This is a genomic window from Pseudomonas lalkuanensis (assembly GCF_008807375.1).
In the GTDB taxonomy this organism is placed as follows: Bacteria; Pseudomonadota; Gammaproteobacteria; order Pseudomonadales; family Pseudomonadaceae; genus Metapseudomonas; species Metapseudomonas lalkuanensis.
The window spans coordinates 1,023,822-1,041,111 of the sequence record NZ_CP043311.1; the positions used below are offsets into that span (position 1 = coordinate 1,023,822).

At 62.6% G+C, this 17,290-nt stretch carries 19 protein-coding genes and 1 other RNA gene; 16 read left to right on the forward strand and 4 right to left on the reverse strand.

What is annotated here, in order from left to right:
• Positions 1-59: 59 nt before the first annotated feature.
• The 7 genes from rplM (at position 60) to FXN65_RS04935 (ending at position 4,880) form a co-directional block, all read left to right on the forward strand.
• Entirely contained in the window at positions 60-488 is a 429-nt protein-coding gene (gene rplM / locus FXN65_RS04905) for a 50S ribosomal protein L13 (RefSeq protein ID WP_016490991.1), read from the forward strand.
• A 15-nt stretch (positions 489-503) separates the two neighbouring features.
• Complete coding sequence (gene rpsI / locus FXN65_RS04910; RefSeq protein ID WP_003448478.1) at positions 504-896, forward strand: 30S ribosomal protein S9; 393 nt, start codon at positions 504-506, stop codon at positions 894-896.
• A 253-nt stretch (positions 897-1,149) separates the two neighbouring features.
• Complete coding sequence (gene petA, locus FXN65_RS04915; RefSeq protein ID WP_151131975.1) at positions 1,150-1,743, forward strand: ubiquinol-cytochrome c reductase iron-sulfur subunit; 594 nt, start codon at positions 1,150-1,152, stop codon at positions 1,741-1,743.
• Complete coding sequence (locus tag FXN65_RS04920) at positions 1,743-2,954, forward strand: cytochrome b (protein ID WP_077526510.1); 1,212 nt, start codon at positions 1,743-1,745, stop codon at positions 2,952-2,954. The genes petA and FXN65_RS04920 overlap by 1 nt, the downstream gene beginning before the upstream one ends.
• A complete protein-coding gene (locus tag FXN65_RS04925; protein ID WP_151131976.1) occupies positions 2,954-3,736 on the forward strand; it encodes a cytochrome c1 in 783 nt (260 codons plus the stop codon). Before FXN65_RS04920 ends, FXN65_RS04925 begins: the two co-directional genes overlap by 1 nt.
• Before the next feature lie 87 nt (positions 3,737-3,823).
• Positions 3,824-4,441: a glutathione S-transferase N-terminal domain-containing protein gene (locus FXN65_RS04930; RefSeq protein WP_151131977.1), complete on the forward strand. Its 618-nt coding sequence runs from the start codon at positions 3,824-3,826 to the stop codon at positions 4,439-4,441.
• Positions 4,442-4,451: 10 nt separating this feature from the next.
• Positions 4,452-4,880 (forward strand): ClpXP protease specificity-enhancing factor, encoded by a 429-nt coding sequence (locus tag FXN65_RS04935; protein ID WP_151131978.1) that lies wholly within the window; start codon positions 4,452-4,454, stop codon positions 4,878-4,880.
• Between the two features lie 47 nt (positions 4,881-4,927).
• Here FXN65_RS04935 and FXN65_RS04940 read toward each other — a convergent pair whose 3' ends face one another.
• Genes FXN65_RS04940 through FXN65_RS04955 form a run of 4 tightly spaced genes read right to left on the reverse strand, consistent with a single transcriptional unit; the run spans position 4,928 to position 8,253 of the window.
• Positions 4,928-5,458 carry a BON domain-containing protein gene (locus FXN65_RS04940; RefSeq protein ID WP_151131979.1) on the reverse strand — a complete coding sequence of 177 codons (531 nt, stop codon included), beginning with the start codon at positions 5,456-5,458 and terminating at the stop codon, positions 4,928-4,930.
• Complete coding sequence (locus FXN65_RS04945) at positions 5,455-6,048, reverse strand: phosphoheptose isomerase (protein WP_077526499.1); 594 nt, start codon at positions 6,046-6,048, stop codon at positions 5,455-5,457. The genes FXN65_RS04940 and FXN65_RS04945 overlap by 4 nt, the downstream gene beginning before the upstream one ends.
• 28 nt (positions 6,049-6,076) lie before the next feature.
• Positions 6,077-6,445, reverse strand: a complete 369-nt coding sequence (locus FXN65_RS04950) for a YraN family protein (RefSeq protein WP_151131980.1) — start codon at positions 6,443-6,445, stop codon at positions 6,077-6,079.
• Positions 6,442-8,253 carry a penicillin-binding protein activator gene (locus FXN65_RS04955; protein WP_151131981.1) on the reverse strand — a complete coding sequence of 604 codons (1,812 nt, stop codon included), beginning with the start codon at positions 8,251-8,253 and terminating at the stop codon, positions 6,442-6,444. Before FXN65_RS04955 ends, FXN65_RS04950 begins: the two co-directional genes overlap by 4 nt.
• 120 nt (positions 8,254-8,373) lie before the next feature.
• On the opposite strand from FXN65_RS04955, the gene rsmI reads away from it, so the two are divergent.
• The 9 genes from rsmI to mraY all read left to right on the forward strand — a co-directional run bounded on the left by rsmI (position 8,374) and on the right by mraY (position 17,290).
• Entirely contained in the window at positions 8,374-9,246 is an 873-nt protein-coding gene (rsmI, locus tag FXN65_RS04960; RefSeq protein WP_151131982.1) for a 16S rRNA (cytidine(1402)-2'-O)-methyltransferase, read from the forward strand.
• Positions 9,247-9,286: 40 nt separating this feature from the next.
• An RNA gene (rnpB, locus tag FXN65_RS04965) (RNase P RNA component class A) lies at positions 9,287-9,645 on the forward strand.
• A 320-nt stretch (positions 9,646-9,965) separates the two neighbouring features.
• On the forward strand, positions 9,966-10,421 hold the full coding sequence (mraZ, locus tag FXN65_RS04970) for a division/cell wall cluster transcriptional repressor MraZ (protein ID WP_151131983.1): 456 nt from the start codon (positions 9,966-9,968) through the stop codon (positions 10,419-10,421).
• The gene (gene rsmH, locus FXN65_RS04975) at positions 10,418-11,365 is read left to right on the forward strand and encodes a 16S rRNA (cytosine(1402)-N(4))-methyltransferase RsmH (protein ID WP_151131984.1); all 948 of its coding nucleotides are present in this window, start codon (positions 10,418-10,420) and stop codon (positions 11,363-11,365) included. Before mraZ ends, rsmH begins: the two co-directional genes overlap by 4 nt.
• Entirely contained in the window at positions 11,362-11,655 is a 294-nt protein-coding gene (gene ftsL / locus FXN65_RS04980) for a cell division protein FtsL (protein ID WP_151131985.1), read from the forward strand. The genes rsmH and ftsL overlap by 4 nt, the downstream gene beginning before the upstream one ends.
• The gene (locus tag FXN65_RS04985; RefSeq protein ID WP_394351274.1) at positions 11,652-13,385 is read left to right on the forward strand and encodes a peptidoglycan D,D-transpeptidase FtsI family protein; all 1,734 of its coding nucleotides are present in this window, start codon (positions 11,652-11,654) and stop codon (positions 13,383-13,385) included. Before ftsL ends, FXN65_RS04985 begins: the two co-directional genes overlap by 4 nt.
• Positions 13,385-14,848: a UDP-N-acetylmuramoyl-L-alanyl-D-glutamate--2,6-diaminopimelate ligase gene (murE, locus tag FXN65_RS04990; protein ID WP_151131986.1), complete on the forward strand. Its 1,464-nt coding sequence runs from the start codon at positions 13,385-13,387 to the stop codon at positions 14,846-14,848. Before FXN65_RS04985 ends, murE begins: the two co-directional genes overlap by 1 nt.
• Positions 14,841-16,205 (forward strand): UDP-N-acetylmuramoyl-tripeptide--D-alanyl-D-alanine ligase, encoded by a 1,365-nt coding sequence (locus FXN65_RS04995; protein WP_151131987.1) that lies wholly within the window; start codon positions 14,841-14,843, stop codon positions 16,203-16,205. The genes murE and FXN65_RS04995 overlap by 8 nt, the downstream gene beginning before the upstream one ends.
• Positions 16,206-16,207: 2 nt before the next feature.
• A complete protein-coding gene (mraY, locus tag FXN65_RS05000; protein WP_151131988.1) occupies positions 16,208-17,290 on the forward strand; it encodes a phospho-N-acetylmuramoyl-pentapeptide-transferase in 1,083 nt (360 codons plus the stop codon).

Genomic DNA, 17,290 nt, shown 5'->3' on the forward strand with positions numbered 1-17,290 from the left:
AGCACTATTCAGTAAGATCCGCCGTCTTATTTTCAGGGCGGCCCCTGAGGCTATAGCGAATGAAGACTTTTACTGCAAAACCGGAAACTGTTAAGCGCGACTGGTACGTCGTCGACGCTGCAGGTCAGACCCTGGGTCGTCTGGCCACCGAAATTGCCAGCCGTCTGCGTGGCAAGCACAAGCCCGAATACACCCCTCACGTTGACACCGGCGACTACATCGTCGTGATCAATGCCGAGCAGGTTCGTGTTACCGGTGCCAAGACCACCGACAAGATGTACTACTCGCACTCCGGCTTCCCGGGCGGCATCAAGGAAATCAACTTCGAGAAGCTGATTGCCAAGGCCCCCGAGCGCGTGATCGAGACCGCGGTAAAAGGCATGCTGCCGAAGAACCCGCTGGGCCGCGACATGTATCGCAAGCTGAAGGTGTACAAGGGTGCTGTTCACCCGCACACCGCTCAGCAGCCCCAAGAACTGAAGATTTAACGGGATAAGTTCATTATGTCGGCGACTCAAAACTACGGCACCGGCCGTCGTAAGACTGCTACCGCTCGCGTCTTCCTGCGTCCGGGCACTGGCAAGATCTCCATCAACAACCGCAGCCTGGATACCTTCTTCGGCCGCGAAACCGCTCGCATGGTCGTGCGTCAGCCCCTGGAGCTGACCGAGACCGTCGAGAAGTTCGATATCTACGTTACCGTCGTTGGCGGTGGTGTAAGTGGCCAGGCCGGTGCTATCCGTCACGGTATCACCCGCGCCCTGATCGAATACGACGAGACCCTGCGCAGCCCGCTGCGTAAGGCCGGCTACGTAACTCGCGATGCTCGCGAAGTTGAGCGTAAGAAAGTCGGTCTGCGTAAAGCGCGTAAGCGTCCGCAGTACTCCAAGCGTTAATTCTACGCTTGCAAAAAGCGCCCAGTTTCTTCGGAACTGGGCGTTTTTTTATGCGCCCGAATTTTGCCCTGCGACAGCTTGTCGCACTCGCGAATCCCCCGCCAATCAAGGCTTTCAGGTCATTTGTATCCGGCTATTACCTTGTCAGCAAAGGGGGTTTTCTTTACCATTTGGCGAATTTTTTGCGCGGCTCGATTTTTTACTTAGTAGAGGCCTGAACAACAGGCCACAGAAGCTGATGGGAGACGACTGAATGAGCAATGACGGCGTGAATGCAGGCCGGCGTCGCTTCCTCGTAGCGGCCACGTCCGTGGTCGGTGCTGCGGGAGCGGTGGGGGCTGCGGTCCCGTTCGTGGGGTCATGGCTGCCCAGTGCCAAGGCCAAGGCCGCGGGTGCACCGGTCAAGGTGAATATAAGCAAGGTCGAAGCTGGCCAGCAGATCATCGCCGAATGGCGCGGTCAGCCGGTGTTCATCGTGCGTCGTACCGAGGAAATCCTGGCTAACCTGCCGAAGATCCACGACCGCATGGCCGATCCGGAGTCCAAGGCTTCGGTACAACCGACCTATGTGGATCCGGTCAGCCGCTCGATCAAGCCGGAAATCCTGGTTCTGGTCGGCATCTGCACCCACCTGGGTTGCTCGCCGTCCTTCCGCCCGGAAGTCGCGCCGGCTGACCTGGGCGCCGAGTGGGTTGGCGGCTACTTCTGCCCCTGCCATGGCTCCCGCTATGACCTCGCCGGCCGTGTCTACAAGGCGCAACCCGCGCCGATCAACCTGCCGGTGCCGCCGTACTCGTATGAGACGGATGACGTCATCGTCGTCGGTGTGGACCAGGAGAAGGCCTGATGAGCAAATTCATGGAATGGGTCGATGCGCGCTTCCCCGCGACCAAGATGTGGGAAGACCATCTGAGCAAGTACTACGCACCGAAGAACTTCAACTTCTTCTATTTCTTCGGTTCGCTGGCACTGCTGGTACTGGTCAACCAGATCCTCACTGGTATCTGGCTGACCATGAGCTTCACTCCGTCCGCAGAAGAAGCCTTTGCGTCCGTCGAATACATCATGCGCGACGTGGAGTACGGCTGGATCATCCGCTACCTGCACTCCACCGGTGCATCGGCGTTCTTCATCGTTGTCTACCTGCACATGTTCCGCGGCCTGCTCTACGGTTCCTACCAGAAGCCCCGTGAGCTGGTGTGGATCTTCGGCATGCTGATCTACCTCGCCCTGATGGCCGAGGCCTTCATGGGTTATCTGCTGCCCTGGGGCCAGATGTCCTACTGGGGTGCCCAGGTGATCATCTCGCTGTTCGGTGCCATCCCGGTTGTGGGTGATGACCTGACCCAGTGGATCCGTGGTGACTACCTGATCTCCGGTATTACCCTGAACCGCTTCTTCGCCCTGCACGTGATCGCCCTGCCGATCGTCCTGCTCGGCCTGGTCGTGCTGCACATCCTGGCACTGCACGAAGTGGGTTCGAACAACCCGGATGGTGTGGACATCAAGAAGAAGAAGGACGAGAACGGCATTCCGCTCGACGGCATCGCGTTCCACCCCTACTACTCCGTGAAAGACATCGTCGGCGTCGTAGTGTTCCTCTTCGTGTTCTGCTTCGTGGTGTTCTTCTTCCCGGAAATGGGTGGTTACTTCCTCGAGAAGCCGAACTTCGAACAGGCCAACCCGTTCAAGACTCCTGAGCACATCGCACCGGTTTGGTACTTCACCCCCTTCTACGCGATCCTCCGTGCGGTACCGGACAAGCTCCTCGGCGTAATCGCCATGGGTGCTGCCATCGCCGTGCTGTTCGTGCTGCCGTGGCTGGACCGCAGCCCTGTGAAGTCCATGCGCTACAAGGGCTGGCTGAGCAAGATCTGGCTGCTGGTGTTCTGCGTTTCCTTCGTGATCCTTGGCGTGCTGGGCGTTCTGGCCCCGACTCCGGGTCGTACCCTGCTGTCCCAGGTGTGCACCATCCTGTACTTCGCGTACTTCATCCTGATGCCGTTCTACACAAGGATGGAAAAAACCAAACCGGTACCGGAAAGGGTGACAGGCTGATGAAAAAGCTATTTGCTGCATTTGTTTTCGCTGCACTGCCGGCCCTCTCGTTTGCGTCGGGCGGCACTGAAGTGCATCTGGACAAGGTCGATATCGACCTGACCGACAAGGCTGCCATGCAGGATGGCGCGCGTACCTTCGCGAACTACTGCATGGGCTGCCACAGCGCCAAGTTCCAGCGTTATGAGCGCGTAGCCAAGGACCTGGGCATTTCGGAAGAGTTGATGCTGCAGAACCTGGTCTTCACTGGCGCCAAGATCGGCGACCACATGAAGATCGGCATGCAGCCTCAGGACGCCAAGGTATGGTTCGGCGCAGCACCGCCGGACCTGACCCTGGTTGCCCGCGTACGTGGCACCGACTGGCTGTACAGCTACCTGCGTTCTTTCTATGAAGATCCTGCGCGTCCGTGGGGCGTGAACAACAAGGTCTTCCCGAATGTGGGCATGCCGAACGTGCTGGTCAGCCTGCAGGGCCGTCAGGTTGTCGGTTGCAAGCAGGTTCAGGTGGTTGAGGACGGCAAGAAGCAGTTCGATCCGCTGACCGGCGCGCCGCTGACCCATGAGGCCTGCGACCAGCTGACCGTGCTGCCGAAGACCGGCAAGCTGACCGAAGCCGAATTCGACGAGAAGGTCCAGAACCTGGTGACCTTCCTCGCCTACTCGGCCAACCCGGTCAAGCTGGAAAGCCAGCGCATCGGTACCTATGTCCTGCTGTACCTGGCGTTCTTCTTCGTGTTCGCCTACCTGCTCAAGCGCGAGTACTGGAAGGACGTTCACTGATACGCCGTTGTACCGTTGTCAAAGCGCGCGCCCTTATAGGGCGCGCGCGTCTTTTTGCCCCTGAATAATCCGAGTGAGGAGGGCGCAATGGCCGTCACCAACAGGCTGGCCTGTTATTCCGACCCTGCCGACCACTACTCCCATCGCGTGCGCATCGTGCTCGCCGAGAAGGGGGTCGCCGCCGAGATCATCAACGTCGAGCCGGGCCGTTGCCCACCCAAGCTGGCTGAGGTGAACCCCTATGGCAGCGTTCCGACCCTGGTGGATCGCGATCTGGCTCTCTATGAATCCACGGTAGTGATGGAATATCTCGAAGAGCGATATCCCCATCCGCCGCTGCTTCCGGTGTACCCGGTGGCTCGTGCCAATACCCGCCTGCTCATCCATCGCGTGCAGCGCGACTGGTGCTCTCTGGTGGATCGCATCCTCGATCCGCGCAGCAAGGACGCCGACAAGGCACTGGCACGCAAGGAATTGCGCGAAAGCCTGACGGGTGTGTCGCCACTCTTTGCGGACAAGCCGTACTTTCTGAGCGAAGATTTCAGCCTGGTGGATTGCTGCCTGCTGCCGATTCTCTGGCGCCTTCCCGTGCTGGGTATCGAACTGCCGCGGCCGGCCAAGCCTCTTCTGGATTACATGGAGCGCGCATTTGCTCGTGACTCCTTCCAGGCTAGCCTGTCCGCCGCAGAGCGCGAAATGCGCTGAGGAGACCCAGATGAATTCCAGTCGTCCCTACCTGGTCCGTGCCCTCTACGAGTGGATTGTCGATAACGATTGCACGCCGCATCTGCTGGTGAACGCCGAGCATGCTGGTGTGCGGGTTCCGCCTGGCTACGCCAATGATGGCCAGATCGTTCTCAATGTATCGCCAAGCGCGGTGCGCCACCTGCACATGGACAACGACGCCGTGAGCTTCGAAGGGCGTTTCGGTGGAGTTGCCCACAGCCTCTACATCCCTTCAGCTGCTGTGATGGCGATCTATGCCCGTGAGAATGGCCAGGGCATGGTGTTCGATCTCGAGCCGCCGCTGCCGGGCGATGATCCTGAGCCGGAGGGCGATGGGCCTTCCGGTGGCGAGCCGTCGGGCTCGGGTGGTGAGCCTTCGCGCCCCAGTGGCCGGCCCAGCCTGAAAGTGGTCAAGTAACAAAAAAGGCGATCCTCGGATCGCCTTTTTTGTGTCTGCGGTCAGGGTCAGTTGGTGTATTCGAAGAGTCGAACTATCTTCTGCACGCCGGATACGCTCTGAACGATGCTGGTGGCCAACTGGGCCTCCTGGCGGGTAACCAGGCCCAGCAGGTAGACGATGCCGTTCTCGGTCACCACCTTGATCTGCGAGCTGGGTACTTTGCTGTCAGCCAGGAGCTGGGTGCTGATCTTGGTGGTGATGGTGCTGTCGTTCATGCGTGCCAGGGTGGAGGAGGGCTGCAGCACCTGCAGTTCGTTGTGCACGCGACGTACACCCTGGGCGGTTTGCGCGGCCTGGCCTGCCAGTTCCTTGAGATCGGCGCGCGGCGTCTGGCCAGCGAGCAGTACAACACCGTTGTAGCTGGCGACCACGATGTGCGAGTTGGTCTTCAGGTCAGGGCTGGCTGCCTCGACCTTGGCGCGCACCTTCGATGGGGTGGACTGGTCGTCGATGGTTTTTCCGATAGTGCGTCCGCCGCAGCCGGAGAGCGCAAGGCAAAGGGCGAGGCCGGCGAATATCAGAGGGGAACGGGTCATTCTTCACTCCCAAACAGTTGACGGTCGATCAGGTCGCAGAGGCAGTGGATGCTCAGCAGGTGAACTTCCTGGATGCGCGCCGTGATCTTGGAGGGCACGCGGATTTCCACATCCTCCGGCAGGAGCAGGGATGCCATGCCGCCGCCATCGCGGCCGGTCAAGGCGACGACGACCATTTCGCGGTCGTGGGCGGCCTGGATGGCCTGGATCACGTTGGCCGAATTGCCGCTGGTGGAGATGGCCAGGAGGACGTCACCAGGCTGGCCGAGGGCGCGGATCTGCTTGGAAAAGACTTCGTTGTAGCTGTAATCGTTGGCGATTGAGGTGATGGTCGAGCTGTCGGTGGTCAGGGCGATGGCCGGCAGGCTCGGGCGCTCGCGTTCGAAACGGTTGAGCAGTTCCGAGGAAAAGTGCTGGGCATCGCCGGCCGAGCCGCCGTTGCCGCAGGACAGGATCTTGCCCTCATTGAGCAGCGCGTGGACCATCACCATGCTGCCGTGCTCGATGTGCGGGGCCAGCACTTCCATGGCCTGCAGCTTGGTGTCGATGCTGGCTTGGAAGAGTTGGCGGATACGGGGTTGCATGTCCATCGGGTAAGACCTTCAGTGGGGCGACCGATCAGGTGTCGAAGGCGTTCTTCAGCCAGGTCAGTCGCGGGGGTGAATCACCGTCCATTGCATCGACGGCAATCACATCAAATCTACAAGGGTGTTTTGCCCAGCGGGTTTCCTGCTGGAGGAACTGCTGGGCGGCGTATGCCAGTTTTTCGCGCTTGCGGGCATCTACGCTCTCGAGTGCGCCGCCCCAACCGGTATGCCGGCGGTGGCGGACTTCGGCGAATACTACTGTATCGCCGTCGAGCATGACCAGATCGAGCTCGCCCCGCCGGCACAGCCAGTTCTGGGACAACAGACGAAGCCCATTTGCTTCGAGGTGGGCGCGGGCAATGGCTTCCGCCGCTTGCCCGCGGGCTCGTCGATCGATCAAGAGTCGCTGTCTTGCAGGCGCTGGACCTGGCCGTCGCGGAACTCGGCCCAGGGCAGCTGGCGCTCGACTCGGCGAGCGGGGTTCAGGCTCAGGCGGCCGGAAAGGCCGTCGACCTTGGTTTCTGGCAGGGCCTTCAGTTGCGTCAGGCGCGGAGCAAGGCGATAGGCGTCGACGCCCATCGCATACAGGCGACCGAGGCTTCCGCCGGCCTGGGGCCATTGGTTGCCTACCTGCTGGCGCAGCGGATCATCACCATTGAGCAGCCACGGGGTCTCGCAGAAACGGATGCCATTCAGGTCCTGGTACTGGGCTGGATCGTTGCTTGCGGAATAGAGGTGGGACGTGGCGTAGACCGGTACATCGCCGGCGTATTGGAAGGCCAGGGTCGGCTTGATCTGCTGGGCCTGCTGCGGGGTCGCGGCGAGGAAAATGAAGTCGACGTCCTGGCGGCGCGCCGGCTGGGCGGCCACTGGAACTCCCAGGGTGCCCTGCAGGCGCTTGGCGCGGGCCTCGCTCTGGCGGAGCTGGAAGAGATCGGCGATCTGCTGGGCCAGCGCGACCGGCTGGTCGACATGCTCGGCGGCGATCAGTCGGCCACCTTCGGCCTGCCAGCTTTGCTGGAAGGCGCGTAGTACGCGGTCGCCCCACTCTCCGCGAGGAACGAGGGCCACTGCGCTGCGCATGCCGTCAGCCCAGGCGCGGCGGGCCACTTCGCGGGCTTCGTCCTCGGCGGCGAGGCCGAACTGGAAGAGTTGGGCGGGGCCTTCCTGGCCGGAGTCGCTGTAGTTCAGGGCCAGGGTGGTAATGGGCAGTTGTTCGCGGGAGCTGAGTTGCTTGACCAGCGGCTTTTCCAGCGGACCGACCACCAACTGCACGCCGTCTGCCTGGGCCTGGCGGTAGAAGTCGTCTATGGAGGTCAGCTTGGAGCTGTCATACAACTCGATGGCCGGTTGCGGCTGACCGGATTGCTGGGCCTGGTAGTGGGCGGCCAGGAAGCCGTCGCGCAGTGCGCGGGATACCGACGCAAGCTGGCCTTCCTGGGGCAGCAGCAGGGCAATCTTGGTCAGCGGCTGACCGGCGATTTCCTTCAGCTTGGTCAGGGCCTGCGGCAGCTGCTTGGCGGCCGGGTGGTCCGGGTTCTGTGCTCGCCAGTTGTCGATGGCGGCCTGTTGCTGTTCCAGGGTGGAGGAGGTCTTGGTCAGGCGCGCGAGCTCGAGCCAGCCGGCCAGATCCCTGTCGGCGCCGCCTTGCAGCTGGTCCAGTGGCAGACTGGAAACGAGTGCCCAGATGGCTTCGTGGTTGTTGCTGGCAGCTTCGCCACTCAACAGGGGGGCAATGAATACACGCTCGCGAGCGGCAGCGAGGGTCTGGCCGTCGGCTTCAAGGGCGCGAGCGCGGACGAGCTGGGTGCGCACCTGCTGGTCGACAGGCAGTTCGGCGAGGTGCTCGAGACTAGGGTGGCTCAAGGCCTTCAGAGCGCTCTTCGGCTGGTTGCGGGCCATGGCCAGTTCTGCGGCCAGGGTGCTGGCGAAGATCTGCTGGGCGGGCTTCAGGCTTTCCATCGGAATCTGCTCGAGGATTCGAGCGGATCGGCCGACGTCCTGCTGTTTATAGGCGAGGTCGGCTGCGGAAAGACGCAGCAATACGGCCTGTTCCGGCTTGGCCTCGCTGGCCTGCTGCAGCAGCTGCTCGATGCTGGCCTCGGGGGTGCGGGGCAATTCGCCAAGGCTGGACGAGGGCGAGCTGGTGCAAGCAGCCAGCAGGCCGGCGAGGCAGAGGGCGGAGAGCGGACGCAGGCAAGCGATCATTTATCGGTCCCGATACTCGTTAAAGAAAGACGCGATTGTACCCAAGCACCGGTTGAGGCGCGATGTCGGGCCGGTGAATCGGGATACAATGCGCGCTTTCAGTCTTTTCCGAGGTGCCTTGTGACTCTTTCCTCCGCCAGCGGCAACGCATACGGCACGCTTTATGTAGTCGCAACTCCAATCGGCAACCTCGACGACATCACTGCTCGAGCTTTGCGGGTGCTGCGGGAGGTCGCCCTGATCGCCGCAGAGGACACCCGTCACTCCGCGCGCCTGCTGCAACACTTCGGAATCGATACACCCTTGGCGGCCTGTCATGAGCACAACGAGCGCGACCAGGGTGGCCGTTTTCTCGCGCGTCTGCAGGCTGGCGAAGATGTTGCGCTGATTTCCGACGCGGGTACGCCGTTGATTTCAGATCCAGGTTTTCATCTGGTGCGCCAGGCTCGTGCCGCAGGTGTCGCGGTTGTGCCGGTACCTGGCGCCTGCGCTCTGATTGCTGCGCTGTCGTCGGCCGGATTGCCGTCGGATCGGTTCATTTTCGAGGGTTTCCTGCCGGCCAAGGCCAACGCGCGTCGCGGGCGGTTGGAAGAAATGAAGGAAGAGCCGCGCACGCTTATCTTCTATGAGGCACCCCACCGGATTCTGGAGTCGCTGGAAGACATGCGCAGCGTCTTTGGTGGTGATCGTCCCGCAGTGCTGGCGCGCGAGCTGACTAAGACCTTTGAGACTCTGAGGGGCGCGCCGCTGGACGAACTGTGCGGCTGGGTGGCGGCGGACTCCAACCAGCAGCGGGGCGAATGCGTTGTGCTGGTGGGGGGCTGGCAGGCTCCGGAAGGTGAGGGCGCGCTGAGCGCCGAAGCCCTGCGGGTGCTGGATCTGCTGCTGGTCGAAATGCCGGTCAAGCGGGCTGCCGCGCTGGCGGCGGAGATTACCGGTGTGCGCAAGAACCTGCTCTACCAGGCGGCTCTGGAGCGACAGGGTGATTCCTGAGCTTGTTCTCGGAGGCGCCTGCCGTTAACCTTGGCGGTGGAGAGTCGATCGGACAGTCGCTGTCTCATTTCGTTCTACGATTTTGAGAGGGAGGAAAGTCCGGGCTCCATAGGGCGGAGTGCCAGGTAACGCCTGGGAGGCGTGAGCCTACGGAAAGTGCCGCAGAAAATAACCGCCTAAGCGCGTAAGCGCCGGTAAGGGTGAAAAGGTGCGGTAAGAGCGCACCGCACGACTGGTAACAGTTCGTGGCTAGGTAAACCCCACTCGGAGCAAGACCAAATAGGAATCCATGGCGTGGCCCGCGTCGGATTCGGGTAGGTTGCTAAAGGCTGTCAGTGATGGCAGCCGTAGATGAATGACTGTCCTCGACAGAACCCGGCTTACAGATCGACTCTCTGCTTCTTTCCTTCTCCTCGCGTTAGCTCTTCGGTGTTGTCTTCCCCTCCTTTCAAATGCCGAAAAGATCTTACTCTTAACAAATTACTTTAAGTTCGAAGTTCAGCCTCCTGTAAGTGCTGGATTTTTCTCCCTCTTTGATCCATCAAAACCGTCCAAATCCCTTCTGAACCCTCGCTAAATTGCCGTCCTGTAAGGAATTTTCCGCTTTTGCGCGCCTTGACGGTGGGGCTGGCGCATTTCTATAGTGTGCGGAAGTGGAGTGAAGTGGGTAGAAGTGGGATTTACTGGCAGGGAAAGCCAATCAAAGGGGAAGCGCAGCCGTGTTTCGCGGAGCCAACGCCATCAGTCTCGACGCCAAGGGGCGACTCGCGATGCCAAGTCGGTATCGTGACGAGCTCGTTTCGCGTTGTGGTGGCCAGCTCATCGTCACAATCGACGCCGTCGATCCCTGTTTGACTGTCTACCCCCTGCCTGAATGGGAACTCATCGAAGCCAAGCTGCGAGAGCTTCCTTCCCTGCGCGAGGAAACTCGCCGCCTGCAACGTTTGCTGATCGGCAATGCCGTGGACCTGGAGCTCGATAGCGCAGGTCGCTTTCTGGTGCCGCCGCGCCTGCGCGAGCACGCCGGACTGGACAAGCGGGCCATGCTGGTCGGTCAACTGAACAAATTCCAACTGTGGGATGAGGATGCCTGGAACGCGATTTCCGAGGCAGACCTCATGGCAATCAAACAGCCCGGCGGCCTGCCGGACGAACTACGTGACCTTATCCTGTGAGTGCAACCAGCAGCTTCCGCCATATCACCGTACTGCTTGAAGAGGCAGTGGAAGGCCTCGCCTTGCGCGCGGATGGCTGCTACCTGGATGGGACGTTCGGGCGAGGCGGGCATAGCCGGCTCATCCTTGAGCGGCTTGGGCCCGGGGGGCGCTTGCTGGGATTCGACAAGGACCCGCAAGCGATCGCGACGGGGCAAGCTCTGGCGGCCGATGACGGCCGCTTTGTCATTGTGCAAAGGAGCTTTGCCGAACTCGGTGACGAAGTGCGCCAGCGTGGCCTTGACGGCAAGGTGGACGGCGTCCTGCTCGACCTTGGCGTCTCCTCACCGCAGTTGGACGACCCGGAGCGTGGTTTCAGCTTCCTCAATGATGGCCCGCTGGACATGCGCATGAACCCGGATCGCGGCCAGAGCGCCGCGCAGTGGATCGCCAGTGCCAGTGAGGATGAAATCGCCCGTGTCTTCAAGGACTACGGCGAAGAGCGTTTCGCCAAGCGCATGGCTCGTGCCGTGGTGCAGCGTCGTGCTGAGAAGCCTTTCGAACGCACCGCCGACCTTGCTGCTGTGCTGAGTGCCGCCAACCCGGCCTGGGAAAAAGGCAAGAACCCTGCGACCCGTGCGTTCCAGGGCATCCGAATTCACGTCAACAACGAACTGGGCGACCTTGAGCAGGGGCTGGATGCCGCGCTCGAGGCAGTCGCCGTTGGCGGTCGTCTGGTGGTGATCAGCTTCCACTCCCTGGAAGACCGCATCGTCAAGCAATTCATGCGCAAGCACGCCAAGGGCGAAGCCGACAAACTGCCCCGCGACCTGCCGATTCGCCAGGCTGTCTTCGAGCCGCGCCTGAAGCTGCTGGGCAAGCCGCAATATGCGTCGGACGAAGAGCTCAAGGCCAACCCGCGCTCGCGCAGCGCGGTCATGCGTGTGGCGGAGAAGCTGCGATGAGCCGCATCTACGCCAAGCCCCTGCCCGGCGGCAGCCTGCTGATGCTGCTGCTGTTCGTCGGCGTGCTGCTCTCCGCCATTGCTGTTTCCTACAGCGCCCACTGGAACCGCAAGCTGCTCAACGAGCTCTTCGCAGAGCTCAGCGTGCGCGACAAGGCCCAGGCCGAATGGGGGCGCCTGGTCCTCGAACAAAGCACCTGGACTGCGCACAACCGCATCGAATCCCTGGCCAGCGAACAGCTGAAGATGCGTATCCCCGATCCGGCCGAAGTGCGGATGGTGGCACCATGATGAAGCTCGAAGGCGCACTCTATCCCTGGCGCTTCCGGATCGTTCTGGGCCTGCTCGCCATCATGGTCGGCGCCATTTCCTGGCGTATTGTCGACCTGCACGTGATCGACCATGACTTCCTCAAGGCGCATGGCGATGCTCGTAGCGTTCGGCATATCCCGATTCCCGCCCACCGCGGCCTGATCACCGATCGCAATGGCGAGCCGCTGGCGGTGAGCACCCCGGTCACCACGCTCTGGACCAACCCCAAGGACCTGATGGCGGTTCGCGACGAGTGGCCGCGCATCGCCCAGGTGCTGGGGCAGGAGCCTAAGGGCTTCGCCCAGCGCATCGAACAGAACGCCAATCGCGAGTTCATGTATCTGGCGCGCGGCCTTACCCCGGAGCAGGGACAGGCTGTCCTGGCCAACAAGCTGCCGGGCGTTTACGGGATCGAGGAATTCCGCCGTTTCTATCCGGCGGGTGAAGTGACTGCCCATGTGGTGGGCTTCACCGATGTCGATGACCGCGGTCGCGAAGGCGTCGAGCTTTCGTTCGAGGAGTGGCTCGCCGGCGTGCCTGGCAAGCGCCAGGTCCTCAAGGACCGTCGTGGCCGCCTGATCAAGGACGTCCAGGTCGCCCGCAACGCCAAGCCGGGCAAGACCCTGGCCCTGTCCATCGACCTGCGCCTGCAGTACCTGGCCCACCGGGAGCTGCGCAACGCCCTGGTGGAGAACGGCGCCAAGGCTGGCAGCCTGGTGATCGTCGACGTGAAGACTGGCGAAGTGCTGGCCATGGCCAACCAGCCCACCTACAACCCGAACAACCGTCGCAACCTGCAGCCGGCCGCCATGCGTAACCGCGCGATGATCGACGTGTTCGAGCCGGGTTCCACGGTCAAGCCGATTTCCATGGCCGCTGCACTGCAGACCGGTCGCTGGAGGCCTGAGAACAAGGTCGAGGTCTATCCCGGCTCGTTGCAGATCGGCCGTTACACCATCAAGGACGTATCCAGGACCGAAGGACCGATCCTCGACCTGACCGGAATCCTGATCAACTCCAGTAACGTCGGCATGAGCAAGATCGCCTTCGATATCGGCGGCGAGACCATCTACGACACCATGCGCCGGCTTGGCCTCGGCCAGGATACTGGCCTTGGTTTCCCGGGCGAGCGCGTGGGCAACCTGCCCAACCACCGTGAGTGGCGCAAGGCCGAAACCGCCACTCTCTCCTATGGCTACGGCCTGTCGACTACCGCGATCCAGCTCGTCCACGCCTACGCCACCCTGGCCAACAACGGTCAGGCGGTACCGCTGTCGATGACCCGAGTGGACAGCATCCCCGACGGTGTCCAGGTACTGCCGGAAGAGGTGGCCAAGACCATGCAGGGCATGCTCCAGCAGGTGGTGGAGGCGCCGCGCGGCGTGTTCCGCGCACAAGTGCCGGGCTACCACGTGTCCGGCAAGAGTGGTACGGCGCGTAAAGCCAGCGTAGGAACCAAGGGCTACACCCAGAACGCCTATCGCTCGCTCTTCGCGGGCTTCGGTCCGTCCACCAATCCGCGCATCGCGATGGTGGTGGTGATCGACGAGCCCAGCAAGGCGGGCTACTTCGGCGGCCTGGTATCGGCCCCGGTATTCGGCAAGGTGATGGCCGGCGCGCTGCGACTGATGAACATCGCGCCGGACAACCTGCCCACCGAGGAACAACAGACCGCGGAAGCGGCCACCGGCAAAGGAGGGCGGATCTGATGCCCATGCCACTGAACCAATTGTTGCCCCAGGCGCAAGGCGCCACCCTGATTCGCGAACTGACCCTGGACAGCCGCAAGGTGCGTCCGGGTGATCTGTTCCTGGCCGTTCCCGGTGCCCAGCACGATGGTCGCGACCACATTGCCGATGCAGTATCCCGTGGCGCCGTCGCCGTGGCGTATGAAGCCGTGGATGCACATGTGTCGGAAGCCGCCGGCGCCGAGCTGATCCCGATCAAGGGCCTGGCCAGCCAGCTATCGGCCATCGCCGGTCGCTTCTATGGTGAGCCGAGCCGCGCCTTGCGCCTGGTCGGTGTCACCGGCACCAACGGCAAGACCAGCGTCAGCCAATTGCTGGCCCAGGCCCTCGACCAGTTGGGCGAGCGCTGCGGCATCGTCGGTACCCTGGGTACCGGCTTCTATGGCGAGCTGGAAAGCGGTCGCCACACCACGCCTGATCCGCTGGCCGTCCAGGCCACCCTGGCAGGCCTGAAGCAGGCCGGCGCCCGTGCCGTGGCAATGGAAGTTTCTTCCCATGGCCTGGAGCAGGGCCGGGTTGCTGCGCTGGACTTCGATGTCGCAGCGTTCACCAACCTGTCCCGCGACCACCTGGACTTCCATGGCTCGATGGAGGCCTACGCCGCCGCCAAGGCCAGGCTGTTCCGCTGGCCGAACCTGCGTGCGCGGGTGATCAACCTGGATGACGAGTTCGGCCGTCAGCTTGCTGCCCAACAGCACGAATCGCGCCTGTTCAGCTACAGCCTGGAGGATTCCAGCGCCTTCCTCTATTGCCGCGAAGCCCATTTCAACGATCACGGCGTAAGTGCCCAACTGGTTACCCACCAGGGTGAAGGCTTGCTGCGTAGCCCGCTGCTGGGCCGCTTCAACCTGAGCAACCTGCTGGCTGTGGTCGGCGCGTTGCTGGCCATGGATTACCCGCTGGCCGATGTGCTGAAGGTCCTGCCGTCGCTGCAAGGGCCGGTCGGGCGCATGCAGCGCCTGGGTGGCGGTGAGAAGCCGCTGGTGGTGGTGGACTACGCCCACACGCCGGATGCCCTGGAGAAAGTGTTGCAGGCCCTGCGTCCCCACGTCAGTGGCCGCCTGCTGTGCCTGTTCGGGTGTGGCGGAGATCGCGATCGCGGCAAGCGTCCGCTGATGGCTGCCGTTGCCGAGCGCCTTGCCGACTACGTGCTGGTCACCGACGACAACCCCCGCACCGAAGACCCGGCGCAGATCTTCGCCGATATCCGTGCGGGTTTCGCTGACGCCGGCAAGGTGGAGTTCATTGCCGGTCGTGGCCTGGCGATCGCCCAGTTGATCGCTTCTGCCAGCGCTGACGACCTAGTGCTGCTGGCCGGCAAGGGCCATGAGGATTACCAGGAGATCGCCGGAATACGCCATCCGTTCTCCGACCTCGATGAGGCGGCCAGGGCGCTGGACGCGAGGGAGGTGCCAGATGCTTAGGCCGTTCCGTCTTTCCGAACTCATCGGGCCGCTGCAGGCCGCGCTGGTGGGGGCCGATGTAGCCTTCACCGGCGTTTCCAGCGACAGCCGCAAGATCGAAGCCGGGCAGCTGTTCATTGCGCTGGTCGGTCCGCGTTTCGACGGCCATGACTACCTCGCTGACGTGGCCGCCAAGGGTGCCATTGCGGCCCTGGTGCAGCGCAAGGTGGCGGATGCGCCCATCCCGCAACTCGTGGTAGCCGATACCCGCGAAGGTCTCGGCCGCCTGGGTGCCTACAATCGCGATGGTTTCACCGGCCGCGTCGCGGCGGTCACCGGTTCCAGCGGCAAGACCACCGTCAAGGAAATGCTCGCCAGCATCCTGCGGACCCAGGGAAGCGTGCTGGCCACGCGAGGCAACCTGAACAACGACCTTGGCGTGCCGTTGACCCTTCTGGAGCTGGGCGCCGAACACGACAGCGCGGTGATCGAGCTGGGTGCATCGCGCGTCGGTGAAATCCTCTACACCGTCGGCCTGACCCGGCCGCAGGTGGCGATCCTGAACAACGCCGGCACCGCCCATGTGGGCGAGTTCGGTGGTCCGGAGAAGATTGTCGAAGCCAAGGGCGAGATCCTCGAGGGGCTGCCGGCTGACGGCGTTGCCGTGCTGAATCGCGACGACCGCGCGTTCGACATCTGGCACGCCCGCGCTGCAGGCCGCCGCGTGATCAGCTTCGGCGTGACCGATGGCCGCGCCGATGTGCGTGCCGAGAACCTGACCCGCGATGCACGCGGTTGCATGGCCTTCAGCCTCCGTGGCCTGGCCGGCGACGCGGACATCCAGCTGAATCTGTTGGGGGCGCACAACGTCGCCAACTCCCTGGCTGCTGCCGCCGCCGCCCACGCCCTTGGCGTGCCGCTGGTCGGGATCAAGGCAGGCCTGGAAAACCTGCAGCCTGTCAAAGGCCGCGCCGTAGCGCAGCTCGCCATGAGCGGCATGCGCGTGATCGACGACAGCTACAACGCCAACCCCGCGTCGATGCTGGCTGCCGTTGATATACTCGCCGGCTTTTCCGGTCGCACCGTCCTGGTGCTCGGGGATATGGGCGAACTCGGCGACTGGGCCGAACAAGGGCATCGCGAAGTTGGCGAATACGCTCGCGGCAAAGTCAGTGCCCTGTATGCCGTAGGCCCGCTGATGGCGCATGCCGTCGCGGCCTTCGGCTCCCAGGGACGCCACTTCGCCGACCAGGCCAGCCTGATCCAGGCCCTGGTCAGCGAGCAGGATGCAAACACCACAATTCTGATCAAAGGCTCCCGCAGCGCGGCGATGGACAAAGTCGTCGCGGCATTCTGTGGGACGGGGGAGGTTCACTAATCATGCTGCTGCTGCTCGCTGAGTACCTGCAACAGTTCCATAAAGGGTTCGGCGTATTCCAGTACCTGACCCTGCGCGGGATTCTCGGCGTCCTGACAGCGCTGTCGCTGTCGCTCTGGCTCGGTCCCTGGATGATCCGCACCCTGCAGATCCGCCAGATCGGTCAGGCCGTGCGTAACGACGGCCCGCAATCGCACCTGTCGAAATCCGGCACGCCGACCATGGGCGGTGCGCTGATCCTGACTGCCATCGCCATCAGCACGCTGCTCTGGGCTGATCTGTCCAATCGCTATGTATGGGTGGTACTGGCCGTGACCCTGGCGTTCGGTGCCATCGGCTGGGTGGATGACTACCGCAAGGTGATCGAGAAGAACTCCCGAGGCCTGCCGAGCCGCTGGAAGTATTTCTGGCAGTCCGTATTCGGCATCGCCGCCGCGATCTTCCTTTATATGACTGCCAGCACGCCGGCTGAGACCACGCTGATCCTGCCGCTGGTGAAGAACATCGAGATCCCGCTGGGCATCGGCTTCGTGGTGCTGACCTACTTCGTGATCGTCGGCTCCAGCAACGCGGTGAACCTGACTGACGGCCTCGACGGCCTGGCGATCATGCCCACCGTTATGGTCGGCGGCGCGCTGGGGATCTTCTGCTACCTGTCGGGCAACATCAAATTCGCCGAATACCTGCTGATCCCGTACGTACCGGGCGCGGGTGAGCTGATCGTGTTCTGCGCCGCCCTGGTGGGTGCCGGCCTCGGCTTCCTCTGGTTCAACACCTACCCGGCCCAGGTCTTCATGGGTGATGTCGGCGCCCTGGCGCTGGGCGCTGCCCTTGGCACCATCGCCGTGATCGTGCGCCAGGAAGTTGTGCTCTTCATCATGGGCGGCGTGTTCGTCATGGAAACCCTGTCGGTGATGATCCAGGTCGCGTCGTTCAAGCTGACCGGTCGTCGTGTTTTCCGCATGGCCCCTATTCATCACCACTTCGAACTGAAAGGCTGGCCCGAACCCCGGGTCATCGTACGGTTCTGGATCATCACCGTGATCCTGGTGCTGATTGGTCTTGCCACCCTGAAACTGAGGTAA

What these genes read in the sequence shown, in the direction of transcription:
- rplM (WP_016490991.1), top strand. Translation starts at nt 60, where the DNA reads ATGAAGACTTTTACTGCAAAACCGGAAACTGTTAAGCGCGACTGGTAC.
- mraY (WP_151131988.1), top strand. Translation starts at nt 16,208, where the DNA reads ATGCTGCTGCTGCTCGCTGAGTACCTGCAACAGTTCCATAAAGGGTTC.
- FXN65_RS04995 (WP_151131987.1), top strand. Translation starts at nt 14,841, where the DNA reads ATGCTTAGGCCGTTCCGTCTTTCCGAACTCATCGGGCCGCTGCAGGCC.
- petA (WP_151131975.1), top strand. Translation starts at nt 1,150, where the DNA reads ATGAGCAATGACGGCGTGAATGCAGGCCGGCGTCGCTTCCTCGTAGCG.
- FXN65_RS04945 (WP_077526499.1), bottom strand. Translation starts at nt 6,048, where the DNA reads ATGGACATGCAACCCCGTATCCGCCAACTCTTCCAAGCCAGCATCGAC.
- FXN65_RS04920 (WP_077526510.1), top strand. Translation starts at nt 1,743, where the DNA reads ATGAGCAAATTCATGGAATGGGTCGATGCGCGCTTCCCCGCGACCAAG.
- FXN65_RS04985 (WP_394351274.1), top strand. Translation starts at nt 11,652, where the DNA reads ATGATGAAGCTCGAAGGCGCACTCTATCCCTGGCGCTTCCGGATCGTT.
- FXN65_RS04940 (WP_151131979.1), bottom strand. Translation starts at nt 5,458, where the DNA reads ATGACCCGTTCCCCTCTGATATTCGCCGGCCTCGCCCTTTGCCTTGCG.
- FXN65_RS04955 (WP_151131981.1), bottom strand. Translation starts at nt 8,253, where the DNA reads ATGATCGCTTGCCTGCGTCCGCTCTCCGCCCTCTGCCTCGCCGGCCTG.
- FXN65_RS04935 (WP_151131978.1), top strand. Translation starts at nt 4,452, where the DNA reads ATGAATTCCAGTCGTCCCTACCTGGTCCGTGCCCTCTACGAGTGGATT.
- ftsL (WP_151131985.1), top strand. Translation starts at nt 11,362, where the DNA reads ATGAGCCGCATCTACGCCAAGCCCCTGCCCGGCGGCAGCCTGCTGATG.
- FXN65_RS04925 (WP_151131976.1), top strand. Translation starts at nt 2,954, where the DNA reads ATGAAAAAGCTATTTGCTGCATTTGTTTTCGCTGCACTGCCGGCCCTC.
- murE (WP_151131986.1), top strand. Translation starts at nt 13,385, where the DNA reads ATGCCCATGCCACTGAACCAATTGTTGCCCCAGGCGCAAGGCGCCACC.
- rpsI (WP_003448478.1), top strand. Translation starts at nt 504, where the DNA reads ATGTCGGCGACTCAAAACTACGGCACCGGCCGTCGTAAGACTGCTACC.
- FXN65_RS04930 (WP_151131977.1), top strand. Translation starts at nt 3,824, where the DNA reads ATGGCCGTCACCAACAGGCTGGCCTGTTATTCCGACCCTGCCGACCAC.